This is a genomic window from Thermosynechococcus sp. JY1331, assembly GCF_031583475.1.
GTDB lineage: Bacteria > Cyanobacteriota > Cyanobacteriia > Thermosynechococcales > Thermosynechococcaceae > Thermosynechococcus.
The window spans coordinates 288,432-300,767 of record NZ_CP134180.1; the positions used below are offsets into that span (position 1 = coordinate 288,432).

At 55.4% G+C, this 12,336-nt stretch carries 10 protein-coding genes; 6 read left to right on the forward strand and 4 right to left on the reverse strand.

Annotation, left to right across the window (positions count from 1 at the left end):
- Nucleotides 1-53 precede the first annotated feature (53 nt).
- Nucleotides 54-755, reverse strand: coding sequence for a lipid-binding SYLF domain-containing protein (locus RHJ31_RS01315; RefSeq protein WP_302677082.1), 702 nt, complete (start codon nucleotides 753-755; stop codon nucleotides 54-56).
- Between the two features lie 272 nt (nucleotides 756-1,027).
- Between RHJ31_RS01315 and RHJ31_RS01320 the strand changes: the two genes are divergently transcribed.
- The 5 genes from RHJ31_RS01320 (at nucleotide 1,028) to RHJ31_RS01340 (ending at nucleotide 8,178) form a co-directional block, all read left to right on the forward strand.
- Nucleotides 1,028-3,007 (forward strand): NAD(P)H-quinone oxidoreductase subunit 5, encoded by a 1,980-nt coding sequence (locus RHJ31_RS01320; RefSeq protein WP_302677083.1) that lies wholly within the window; start codon nucleotides 1,028-1,030, stop codon nucleotides 3,005-3,007.
- Nucleotides 3,008-3,056: 49 nt separating this feature from the next.
- Nucleotides 3,057-4,640, forward strand: coding sequence for a photosynthetic/respiratory NAD(P)H-quinone oxidoreductase subunit D1 (ndhD1, locus tag RHJ31_RS01325; RefSeq protein WP_302677084.1), 1,584 nt, complete (start codon nucleotides 3,057-3,059; stop codon nucleotides 4,638-4,640).
- Nucleotides 4,637-5,458, forward strand: coding sequence for an alpha/beta hydrolase (locus RHJ31_RS01330; protein ID WP_286649692.1), 822 nt, complete (start codon nucleotides 4,637-4,639; stop codon nucleotides 5,456-5,458). Before ndhD1 ends, RHJ31_RS01330 begins: the two co-directional genes overlap by 4 nt.
- Before the next feature lie 84 nt (nucleotides 5,459-5,542).
- Complete coding sequence (locus RHJ31_RS01335; RefSeq protein ID WP_302677085.1) at nucleotides 5,543-7,132, forward strand: glucose-6-phosphate isomerase; 1,590 nt, start codon at nucleotides 5,543-5,545, stop codon at nucleotides 7,130-7,132.
- Nucleotides 7,132-8,178 (forward strand): extracellular solute-binding protein, encoded by a 1,047-nt coding sequence (locus RHJ31_RS01340; RefSeq protein WP_310445830.1) that lies wholly within the window; start codon nucleotides 7,132-7,134, stop codon nucleotides 8,176-8,178. The genes RHJ31_RS01335 and RHJ31_RS01340 overlap by 1 nt, the downstream gene beginning before the upstream one ends.
- On the opposite strand, the gene RHJ31_RS01345 is transcribed toward RHJ31_RS01340, so the two are convergent.
- Together RHJ31_RS01345 and RHJ31_RS01350 are read right to left on the reverse strand one after the other, a co-directional pair.
- Complete coding sequence (locus tag RHJ31_RS01345) at nucleotides 8,175-9,455, reverse strand: CCA tRNA nucleotidyltransferase (RefSeq protein ID WP_302677087.1); 1,281 nt, start codon at nucleotides 9,453-9,455, stop codon at nucleotides 8,175-8,177. The genes RHJ31_RS01340 and RHJ31_RS01345 overlap by 4 nt on opposite strands.
- Complete coding sequence (locus tag RHJ31_RS01350; RefSeq protein WP_302677088.1) at nucleotides 9,455-10,762, reverse strand: pentapeptide repeat-containing protein; 1,308 nt, start codon at nucleotides 10,760-10,762, stop codon at nucleotides 9,455-9,457. The genes RHJ31_RS01345 and RHJ31_RS01350 overlap by 1 nt, the downstream gene beginning before the upstream one ends.
- Before the next feature lie 92 nt (nucleotides 10,763-10,854).
- On the opposite strand from RHJ31_RS01350, the gene RHJ31_RS01355 reads away from it, so the two are divergent.
- Nucleotides 10,855-11,127: a YciI family protein gene (locus RHJ31_RS01355; protein ID WP_302677089.1), complete on the forward strand. Its 273-nt coding sequence runs from the start codon at nucleotides 10,855-10,857 to the stop codon at nucleotides 11,125-11,127.
- On the opposite strand, the gene RHJ31_RS01360 is transcribed toward RHJ31_RS01355, so the two are convergent.
- On the reverse strand, nucleotides 11,124-12,329 hold the full coding sequence (locus tag RHJ31_RS01360) for an argininosuccinate synthase (protein WP_302677090.1): 1,206 nt from the start codon (nucleotides 12,327-12,329) through the stop codon (nucleotides 11,124-11,126). The genes RHJ31_RS01355 and RHJ31_RS01360 overlap by 4 nt on opposite strands.
- Nucleotides 12,330-12,336: the final 7 nt, after the last annotated feature.

Below are 12,336 nucleotides of genomic sequence, written 5' to 3' on the forward strand. Positions count from 1 at the left end.
TTCTATACAGTGCGGACTATTGACTGCTATCTTATCACTGTCTTGATGAGGGATTAGCGGGCAGCACGGGCAAGGGCGTTGTACAGACCGTTGAGAACTGGGGGTGAGGGCAGGGGTGGTGAATTCTCAAAAATTTGCATCGGAGTAAGATTGGGTCGACCATAGAAGCGGCTGCTGCTTCGGCGGTCAAAACTAATATTGGCGCCTTCTAGGGCAACACCGGCAAACAGACCCGCACTGCGTGTGTAGGAAAAGACTTGGGGACTCGGATCCGTAGGACTGACGACTTCGCCACCCACAGGGCCTGCCGCAACGGAGACATTGCCGCCTAGACGAAAGGACTGCGCCAAGCTGCGCATGACGACGGATTTATCCATGAAGGCCAGCACCACATCCGTGGATTGGGCACCAATTTGCAGGCCAAAGCTGCCCCCCGTCAGGGTAATAAAGGCAGGCTTACTCCATTCATTATTTTCATTGCGCACAAGCAGAATACCGGCCCCACGGCGGCCCCCAAAGAGAAAGCCCGCTTGAACGACATTGGGAATAATGGCAATTCCTTGAGCGCGCTGGACAATCCTCGGTGGAATGCGGTTGTTGTTGTTAAATGTAAACTCGCCAAGGACAAATGTGGCATTCTCGACCCGTTGCACCATGCGAGAATCAGGGGCATTTTGGGCAAGGGTGGTATGGGGGATGAAAATCAGGGCGATCGCCCCTACAATTGCAGCGCCGGCTCGGTGAAATCGTGCCATAGGAAAACTCAATTCCATCGCAGTTCCTCTTATTTGTGCGTCAATGCATCGTTAGACGAGCCAACCTTATCTGCCTGTTCCCTGACCTGTCATGCCCTAGTTGGCAGTAACAAACCTGAAGAAAACCTGTTTTTTGATTTTCTGCAACCGATTTCCGGCATCTGTTGTTAAAACGGATGTGGCAGAATGTAAAGGGTTTTGCCTGCACTAGTGATTCATACCTAGTTCGTCTTTCCAAGCAGGCAGCTCTCATGGAAAGTTAGGTGGCACGCATGGAACCCCTGTATCAATACGCTTGGCTGATTCCCGTTTTACCCCTGTTGGGAGCGCTGATTGTTGGCTTTGGCTTGATTGCCTTTTCAGAGACCACCTCGAAACTGCGGCGACCCAGTGCCATTTTCATCATGGCGTTGATGGCGATCGCCATGGTGCATTCTCTGAGCCTTTTCTGGAGTCAAGTCCAAGGCCACGCCCCCTATACGCAAATGATTGAATGGGCAGCGGCGGGCAATCTCCACATTGCCATGGGCTACGTGATTGACCCCTTAGCGGCATTGATGTTGGTCATCGTCACAACGGTGGCCTTTTTAGTCATGCTCTACAGCGATGGCTACATGGCTCATGATGCGGGCTATGTTCGCTTTTTTGCCTATCTCAGCCTGTTTGGCTCCTCGATGCTGGGGTTGGTCGTCAGTCCCAACTTGGTGCAGGTCTATATCTTTTGGGAATTGGTGGGGATGTGCTCCTACCTGCTGATTGGCTTCTGGTATGACCGCAAAAGCGCGGCGGAAGCAGCACAGAAGGCATTTGTTACCAACCGTGTCGGTGATTTTGGCCTTTTGTTGGGCATGGTGGGGCTATTTTGGGCGACGGGTACCTTTGACTTTGGTGGCATGGGCGATCGCCTGACGGAACTGGTCAATACCAGCCTACTTTCCCCTAGTCTTGCCGCCATTCTTGCCATCTTGGTCTTTCTCGGTCCTGTGGCCAAATCTGCCCAGTTTCCCCTGCATGTGTGGCTACCAGATGCGATGGAAGGTCCGACCCCCATTTCTGCTCTGATTCACGCGGCAACCATGGTGGCAGCCGGGGTCTTCCTGATTGCGCGGATGTTCCCTGTGTTTGAGCAATTGCCCCAAGTGATGACGATCATTGCTTGGACGGGGGCCTTTACGGCCTTTATGGGGGCAACCATTGCCATCACCCAAAACGACATCAAAAAGAGCTTGGCCTATTCAACCATTTCCCAACTGGGCTATATGGTCATGGGGATGGGCGTGGGTGCCTACAGTGCTGGCCTTTTTCACCTGATGACCCATGCCTACTTCAAAGCGATGCTCTTTCTTGGATCGGGGTCAGTCATCCATGGCATGGAAGGGGTGGTTGGCCATAACCCAGACTTGGCTCAAGATATGCGCTACATGGGGGGGCTGCGCAAGTACATGCCGATTACGGGGGCAACATTTCTAGTGGGGTGCTTGGCCATTTCTGGCGTGCCTCCCTTTGCTGGCTTTTGGTCAAAGGATGAAATTTTAGGTGCCGTTTTTCATGCCAACCCGGCAATGTGGCTGCTGACGTGGCTCACGGCGGGCTTAACCGCCTTTTACATGTTCCGCATGTACTTCATGACCTTTGAGGGCAAGTTCCGTAATGTGCCCCCAGAGTTACAGGAGCACTATGATCACAATGCCCACCACGATCAGCACGCTGCTGAACCCCATGAATCTCCTTGGACAATGACCCTACCCTTGGTGGTGCTAGCGATTCCCTCGACGTTGATTGGTTTTGTGGGTACCCCCTTCAACAATCTCTTTGAGGCCTTTATCCATGCTCCCGGTGAGGAGATGGTGGCGGAGCACGCGGTGGATTTGACGGAGTTTCTCATCCTTGGCGGTAGCTCTGTGGGCATTGGCCTGCTTGGCATTACCTTGGCCTCCCTGATGTATCTCAAAGGCACTCCCAGTCCGCAGGCGATCGCCAAAGCCATTCAACCGCTGTACCAGTTCTCACTGCATAAGTGGTATTTCGATGAACTCTATGAAGCGGTCTTCATTAAAGGCTGTCGTCGCTTGGCGCGTCAGGTCTTGGAAGTGGATTACAACGTGGTGGATGGCGTGGTCAACCTCACGGGCTTTGTCACGATGGTCACCGGTGAAGGACTGAAATACTTCCAAAATGGCCGTGCCCAATTCTACGCCCTCATTGTGCTGCTGGCGGTGTTGGGATTTGTCATCTTCTCGGTGCAAGCCTAACCCCGGTCATGGTTCTTTCCCAACTGCTGGAGGAGTAAACACGACTGCCATGAGTACGTTTCCTTGGCTGACAACGATTATCCTGTTCCCAATTGTGGCTTCCTTGGCGATTCCCTTCATTCCAGATGCCACAGGCAAAGGACGCCCAATCCGCTGGTATGCCCTGACGGTGGGGTTGATTGACTTTGCCTTGATTGTCTATGCCTTCACGAATTTCTATGACCTGAACACCCCCGGCATGCAACTGTGGGAAAGCTATGACTGGATTCCCGAAATTGGCCTGCGCTGGTCAGTGGGGGCAGATGGCCTCTCGATGCCGCTGATTTTACTCACGGGCTTTATTACCACGCTGGCGATTTTGGCGGCTTGGCCAGTGACCCTGAAGCCGCGACTGTTTTATTTCTTAATGCTGGCGATGTATGGTGGCCAGATTGCCGTTTTTGCCGTGCAGGATATGCTGGTCTTTTTCCTTGCGTGGGAACTGGAGCTGATTCCGGTGTACCTGCTACTGGCCATTTGGGGGGGGCACAAGCGTCAATACGCGGCAACAAAGTTCATTCTCTACACGGCTGGTAGCTCCCTCTTTATTTTGGTGGCGGGCTTGGCCATGGCCTTCTATGGCGACACGATTAGCTTTGATATGCAGACCTTGGCGGCCAAGGACTATGCCATTGGTTTTCAACTGCTGGTTTATGCCGGCTTTTTGGTGGCCTACGGCGTCAAGCTGCCGATTGTCCCCCTGCACACGTGGTTGCCGGATGCCCACGGTGAAGCAACAGCGCCGGTGCACATGCTGCTGGCGGGGATTCTCCTGAAGATGGGCGGCTATGCCCTGATTCGCATGAATGTCGATATGCTGCCGGCAGCCCATGCCAAGTTTGCCCCCGTTTTGGTGATTTTGGGGGTGGTCAACATCATCTATGCGGCGCTGACTTCCTACGCGCAGCGCAATCTCAAGCGCAAAATTGCCTACTCCTCGATTTCCCACATGGGCTTTGTGCTGATTGGGATTGCCTCGTTTACCAATTTGGGCATGAGTGGGGCAATGCTACAAATGGTCTCCCACGGCTTGATTGGGGCGAGTCTCTTCTTTTTGGTGGGTGCCACCTATGACCGTACCCACACGCTGATCCTTGAGGAAATGGGCGGTGTTGGCCAGAAAATGAAGAAGATCTTTGCCATGTTTACGGCCTGCTCCTTGGCCTCCCTTGCCCTGCCGGGGATGAGTGGCTTTGTGGCTGAACTCATGGTCTTTATTGGCTTTGCCACTAGTGATGCCTATTCTTTGCCCTTCCGCGTGATTGTGGTCTTTTTGGCGGCAGTGGGGGTGATCTTGACACCGATTTACTTGCTGTCGATGCTGCGGGAAATTTTCTACGGCCCTGAAAACAAGGAACTGGTGGAGCATGAAGCCCTTGTGGATGCTGAACCCCGCGAGGTGTTTATCATTGCCTGCCTGTTGGTGCCGATTATTGGCATTGGCCTCTATCCCAAGCTATTGACGCAAATTTACGATGCCACCACGGGGCAGGTGATTGCGCGAGCGCGGGAAGTGGTACCGACACTGGCTCAGCAGGTGGATCAACCCTTAGGGACACTGGTGGCACCGAGCCTGAACTCTCCCTCTAAATGAGTTGGCTGCGAGACTGGGTACTGGGGGAGTGGAGCTGGCTGCGCTTGGGGCGATCGGCACTCCTGATTTATCTGATCATTGCGGTCTATCTCTACTTTGGCGCCGATGCCCTCATCTTCCATCCACCCCGTCCTACCTACTCCCTTTCTGAGGAGATCCGGCTGATTCCAGTGGGGCAGGGCGATCGCCTTGCGGTGCGGTATGTTGCCAACCCAGATGCTCACTTTACGCTGCTGTTTAGTCACGGCAATGGGGAAGACCTCGGCATGGTGGAACCCTTTCTACAGACGCTGCGGCAGTGGGGGTTTTCCGTCCTCGCCTACGACTATCGTGGCTACGGCTTGAGTTCGGGTCGCCCTAGTGAGCGTCATGCCTACGCAGATGCTTTGGCAGCCTATACCTATCTCACAGAGGAACTGCGAGTCCCCCCAGAGCGGGTGATTCTCTATGGCCGTTCCCTTGGCGGTGGGGTGGCGACGGAACTGGCAACACAGGTTGCAATTGCGGGGTTGGTCTTAGAAAGTACCTTTACTTCCATCTTTCGGGTGGTGGTACCTTTCCCGTTGTTTCCCTTTGATCGCTTTATCAATCGAGATAAACTGCCGCAAGTCAAGGTGCCGCTGTTGATTCTCCACGGTACTGCCGATAGCATCGTGCCCTTTCGTCATGGCCAATACCTTTTTGCCATTGCCCGTGAGCCAAAATTTTCCCTCTGGGTCGAGGGTGCCGATCACAATGATTTTGTTGAGGTGGCGGGCGATCGCCTGCGGATAGCGTTAGAGGAATTTGCTGCTTTTCTAAAGGCACAATCTGCCTAGGGTGTTTATTAAGGGAAAGCTGATGTTCCCAGTAAGGGACAGTTGTTGAGGTACGCTGAGATCGTAGCGCGAAAAGATTTTCTTATGGATGCTTTGGCTCTTTGGCAGCATTACCAAGACTGGTTGTACTACCACCCTGAGTTAGAGTTCTATGTGGATGTCAGTCGTATGGGGCTGACCCCAGAAGTGGTACGTCGCCTAGAGCCAGCTTTTGAGCGCGCCTTTCAGCAAATGAAGGAATTGGAAGCAGGGGCGATCGCCAACCCCGATGAGGGCCGCATGGTGGGGCACTACTGGCTGCGGGATGCCGATTTGGCACCAACTCCAGAACTGCGTGCCGAAATTCGCGATGCCATTGCCCAAGTGAAGCAGTTTAGCCAGCAAGTCCACAGTGGCGCCATTGCTCCACCCCAAGGGGGTCGCTTTACCGAGATTCTCTCCATTGGCATTGGGGGGTCTGCCCTGGGTCCGCAGTTTGCGGCGGCTGCCCTTGCCCCTGTGAATCCGCCCCTGAACATTCACTTTTTGGACAACACCGACCCTGCCGGGTTTGAGCGGGTTTTTGCGGAACTAGGCGATCGCCTGCGGACGACATTGGTGATTGTCATTTCCAAATCGGGGGGGACACCGGAAACCCGCAATGGCATGCTAGAAGCCCAAGCCCGCTTCCAACGTGCCGGCCTTGCCTTTGCCGATTACGCCGTCGCCGTCACCCTGCCGGGCAGTGGCCTTGCCCAAGTGGCGGAGTCCAACGGTTGGCTGGCCATTTTCCCGATGTTTGACTGGGTGGGGGGGCGCACCTCGGAACTGTCAACGGTGGGTCTATTGCCCGCTGCCCTGCAAGGGATTGACATTGATGCCCTCCTCGCGGGAGCAAAATTGATGGATCAGGCAACCCGCGTGCCGAAGATTCGCCAAAATCCCGCTGCCCTACTCGCCTTGGCCTGGCACCATGCGGGCAATGGTCGGGGTGAAAAAGATATGGTTGTCCTGCCCTACAAAGATAGTCTGCTCCTGTTTAGCCGCTACTTGCAGCAGTTGGTAATGGAGTCCCTCGGCAAGGAAAAAGACCTCGACGGCAACATTGTCCACCAAGGGATTGCGGTCTATGGCAACAAGGGAACCACGGATCAGCATGCCTATGTGCAGCAGTTGCGGGATGGCCTACCTAACTTCTTTGTCACGTTTATTGAGGTGCTGCGGGATGGCCAAGAACCCGCCATTGACGTGGAGCCGGGGATTACTGCGGGGGATTACCTCAGTGGCCTACTCCTCGGCACTCGCCAAGCTCTCTATGAAAAGAATCGCCCCTCCCTGACGGTGACGATTCCGGACGTGACCCCGAAAACCGTGGGTGCCTTGATTGCCCTCTATGAGCGAGCGGTGGGTCTTTATGGCTTCTTGGTGAATATCAATGCCTACCATCAGCCGGGGGTGGAAGCGGGGAAAAAAGCAGCGGCGGCCAACTTGGCGCTACAACGGCAGATTGTTAAAGTCTTAGAACAGAGCGACGAACCCCTAGACTTGCAGGCGATCGCCGACGCTGTCAATGCGCCGGATCAACTGGAGCGGATTTACCTGATCCTGCGGCACCTTGTGGCCAATGATCGCGGCATCGAGCAACTGGGGGATCCAGGGCAGCCAAGTCAATTGCAGTTTCGGTGGCAACGCTAATGCAGCGGCGGCAATTTTGTCAGGGGTTGTTTGCCTTGGGGGCGATCGCCCTCAGTGGGTGTCAAGCCACTGCCAATACAGGACTCACCGTCTATTTACTGCGAAAATCCTTACCCCCCCAATTGATTCAGCGCTTTCGTCAACAGGCCGGCGTGGGACTTCAGCTGCGGCTGCGGGAAACCCCCCAAGAGTTAGCCAACACCTTTGCAGCGGGAATCCTCGGGTCAGCCGTCCTCAGTCTCGGGGATGCTTGGATAGCTCAGGCCGTGGCGCAGCGACAGATTGCCCCTATTCCCAAACCACTGATTCAAAACCGGTGGGACTGGGCTGAACCGTGGCAGCCATTACTGCAACTCATTGGCAAAGACGATGCTCTCTGGGGTCTGCCCTATCGCTGGGGGGCAACAGTCCTCATTTATCGCCGCCAGTTCTTTGCCGATTTGGGCTGGGAACCCACAGATTGGGATGTCCTATGGCATCCAAGCGTTCAAGGCCACTATAGCCTGTTAAATCAGCCGCGGGAAGTGATTGGGTTGACGCTGAAATCCCTAGGGCTATCCTACAATGCCCCACCCACCCACCCTGAATTACGGCAACGCTTGCAGCGTCTCCGCCAAGGGTGTCGTTTTTTTAGTTCTGACGCCTACCTGCAGCCACTGATGCTGGGCAGTACACAATTAGCAGTGGGTTGGTCAACGGATGTACTGTCGCTGCTGAAGCGAGATCCGCAGACCTATGCCGCCGTGTTTCCCGCCAGTGGGACAGCGCTGTGGGTGGATTTGTGGGTCTGTGGCCAAAACCCCGATGCGGCAGCCTTGGCTTGGTTGAACTACTGGTGGCAACCGGAAGTTGCTGAGCAACTCAGCCAGTTTAGTGATGCTCCCTCGCCGCTGGTGAGCGATTTAAGACGCACTCTCTTGCATCGCTATATTCCCCTAGCGACTCCCACCGCCTTTGCCAAGAGTGAACTCCTGCTCCCCCTCGATGTGGCTGCCCAAAAACGCTATGACACCCTTTGGCAGGAAATGTTTTTGCCCCTCTCCTAAGTGTGCCGCGGTTGCCTTGAACCACCTAGGATTTCTGCCACATAGGCGAGGGCTTGGGGGCGATCGCGAATTTCTCCCCGCGCTTGCGCCGCTTCCACAGCTCGCAACAATTCACCCACACGCGGCCCCGGCGAGACCTGAAACACTTCTACCAGATCGGCACCCCGCACCAATTGGGGGGGATGGGCAATGGCATCCTTGGGGTCTAACCACCCTTTGACCAAGGGCACTAGATGCGCTTTGGGGATGCCCCGGCTCAGGGCAAGGGCAACAAAGGCTGGAAAATAGCTACCCGCCGCGCGGAATAGATAGAAGGCTTGCTCGCGGTTCAGGGGGTGTTCGAGGGGGACTAGCCAGTGGTTGAGCAATCGGCACAGGACTTGGACAATGCGAATTTCATCAGTGGTGTACGTAAGAGCCGTTAATTCCTCGGCAGCGCGGCGATCGCTGGCATTCACGAGGCAGGTGAGCTTGGCCAAAGCCGCTAGGGTTCGCCGTTGGGGTTCGCCGGGGGCAGTTGTTGCGGCAATAGATGTCGTTAGCGCCGGCCAAAGGGCTGGGAAGGGAAAATTCCCTAGGGTGGATTCAAGGGCATGGTAGTGGGTAATCCGCTCCTCGGTGACCGACGGCAGCCACACCGCCAACACCCCATCCCGAAAAGCAAGGGTGAGATAGGGGGCACTCTCAAGGGCACTGAGAAAATAACTGAGTTCCACCCGCACCCGTTCTGGGGCGACTCGTCGCAGTTGGGGGGCAAGGGTTTGGATCACCTGCCGCGTTTCTGGGGTGATGGTGAATTGCAGTTGGGCAGCTTGGCGATAGGCGCGTAGGAGTCGCAGGGGATCAGCAGCGAGATTTTCTGGTGCGACATAGTGAATTTGGCGGCGTTGCAAATCCAAAAGGCCACCGAGGGGATCGATGATGTGGTGGTGGTGAATGTCGTAGGCAATGGCATTGAGGCGAAAATCGCGATCGCTCAAATCGGTCAAGAGGGTTTCTCCGTGCCTCTGGGCAATATCCACCGTTGTATTAGCAAAGACTAAGCGGGCAATCTGCCGCTGCCGATCCAAAACCACTAAACCAGCCTTGTACTTATCCGCTAGTTTTTGGGTCAGGGCAATCGCATCCCTCGGCACAATAAAATCCAAGTCGGGGCACGAATTGATCCGGCCTAGGAGCGCATCCCGCACCGCTCCCCCCACGAGGTAGGTATCGGCCGGTAAATCACTGACCGCGATCGGCCAGCGACTAAAATCAAAGGGTTGAAGGGCGACCATTAGAGCTGGTTGAGAGCGATCGCTTGCCCCCCAAGGGTGACCCTCAAGTTTTCCCCCTGCACACAGACAAGCCCTGCGGCGGTTTCAATGGTGAGGCAGTTATTTTCAAATTTGAGTAAGCCGTTCCAAGGCGGGACTGCTGGGGCAGAGGTGGTGGGCAATCCAGACGGGACACTTTCTAGCCAAATCAGCGAGGCATCCCCAGAAAAGTGGCGATCGCCCATCGCCGTTTTGATTATCAGACCACCGCCCGCCGACGGTGAAAAGGCAATATCGCAAATGGGCTGCCACTCCTTGCCCACCAACAGTTGCAATTGCTGTGGCTCCTGAGGTGTGGCAGTGGACTTGAGCAGTAACCACCAAGTTTTCCAAAGTTGCCGTGCCGTTCCCCAACGCACCACCTGCCCCGACGGAATGGCGACCTGTTCGTAGTGCCACGCCGGTACGGGTTCACCGACGTATTGTGTGGGCAAGAAGGAATGGGCTTGGAGGACACTGGCGACCACATCGGCAAAGGGCGCCTCGGCAAAAAGGGTTACTTTTTCATTGGCCACACTCTCACCTTCTACCACCGCCACCACCGTTTCCGTGACCGTGCGCAATTGATAGCAGTGATTGCCGAGGCTAACCACCTTCAAATCAGCACTTTGGTAGGTACTGGGCAGGGGGTGTTGTTGCAGGATCAGCATTTGAATCACCTGCTCATTCGTCCACTCAATCACGGTGGTTTCGTTCGCAGTGGCCATTGGCTTAGCCATTGGCGTTGGGGCGGGCAACGGAACCTCTTCCATTTCCCCAGCCTCAAAGACCACTTCGCCATTGGGCAGGATAGTTCCTGAGAGCTTGGCTTCCTCTAAGTCTTGGCGGCGGGCGATCGCCCCGGTCAGATCCGCCTCTGAGAGATCTGCCCCCACCACATTTGTATCCTTCAGATTACTGTCGTGGAGCACCGCCCCCTTGAGGATGGCCCCACTGAGCACCGCCTGCTGCAAATTGGCGCGTGAGAGGTAGGCACCCACTAGGATGGCGCCACTGAGCATGGCTTCCTGCAAGTTGGCATCGGTCAGATTAGCACCACTCAGATCTGCGCCAATCAGATTTGCCCCCCGCAGATTGGCATTGGCCAAGTTGGCCTTGATCAAATCCGCTCCACTCCAGTTGATGCCCTGAAGATCCGCCCCCGCTAGATCCACATGGCTCAGTTGCACCAGAGGGAACACACTGCCCGCCAAATTCACACCCCGGAAATTCCGCACCCCACGGGCAAATTCGCTTAACAAGGTTTCAAGGGTAATTGCTTTGCTCATAGCCGCTCACTAGCAGGGCACCACAGAGTTTTTCAAGCCCACTGCTATAGCTATTCTAGGTCTTGATTCCCATCCAGAGGAGCCAGTCAGCGATGCCATGGTTTGTCAAAATTGAACGCGGTATTGTGGACAAAGCCACCTTTGATCGCCACGTTCCTGCCCACCGTGCCTATGTGCGCGCCCTCATTGCCGCAGGGCATCAAGCCCGCACGGGATACTGGGCTGAGCGCGGGGGTGGCATGTTGTTGTTTCAGGCGGATTCCCGGCAAGCCGCTGAAGAAATTGTTGCCCGCGATCCCCTCGTCCAACACCAGTGTGTGCACTACGAACTCCATGAGTGGTGTATCGTCGAAGCCCCCGATTAGCCTTGGCGCAGTTTTTCTGCCCAGACACGGGTGGGTAGCCCCCACACGTAGATAAAGCCCTCGGCGGCCTTGTGATTAAATTGATCCTCGGCACCATAGGTGGCCAAATCGGGCGTGTAGAGGGAGTAGGGAGATTGCCGCCCCACCACCCGTGCGGTTCCCTTAAAGAGCTTGACGCGCACGGTACCCGTCACCCGCTTCTGGGTCTGTTGAATAAAAGCATCCAAGGCTTCCTTGAGGGGGCTGTACCAGAGGCCGTTATAGACCAAGCGGCTGTAGGTCTCTTCAATCCCCCGTTTGTACTGCGTCACATCGGCGGTCAGAGTTAAACTTTCCAAATCGCGGTGGGCGTCAATGAGCACCAAGAGGGCAGGGGCTTCGTAAATTTCGCGGGATTTAATGCCGACTAGGCGATTTTCAATCATGTCAATGCGACCAAAGCCGTGGCGACCCACTCGCTCATTGAGTTCACTCACCAGCGTTACGGGATCGAGGGAGCGGCCATCGAGGCTAACGGGAATTCCGGCCTCAAAGCCAATATCCACATACTCCGGGGAGTTGGGGGTATTTTCAATGGCTTGGGTCATCAAATAGATTTCCTCAAGGGGTTCAATCCACGGATCCTCAAGGGGGCCGGCTTCAATACTGCGTCCCAAAAGATTGCGGTCAATGCTGTAGGGGGAAGATTTTTTCACAGGCGCAGGAATGCCAAAGCGTTCGCCATAGGCAATGGTTTCTTCGCGGCTCATGCCCCATTCGCGAGCGGGTGCTAGGACCTTGAGGTTGGGATTCAGGGCGGCGATCGCCACATCAAAGCGCACTTGATCATTGCCTTTACCCGTGCAGCCGTGGGCAACGGCATCGGCACCATACTCAGCAGCCGCATCCACCAAGAGCTTGGCAATCAGAGGGCGAGCAAGGGCCGTCGAGAGGGGATAGCGATTTTCGTAGAGGGCGTTGGCCTGAAGAGCGGGAAAGGCATAGTTGCGGATGAACTCAGCTTTGGCATCGACCACCAGCGAGGCACTGGCACCCGCATCAAGGGCTTTTTGGCGAATGGGTTCCAGTTCATCCCCCTGTCCTAAATCAGCGGCGAGGGTAATGACTTCCTTCACGCCCCACTCGTGCTTGAGATAGGGAATACACACGGAGGTATCCACTCCCCCCGAATAGGCCAAAATGACTTTTTCTGCACGCCCCATGATTCTT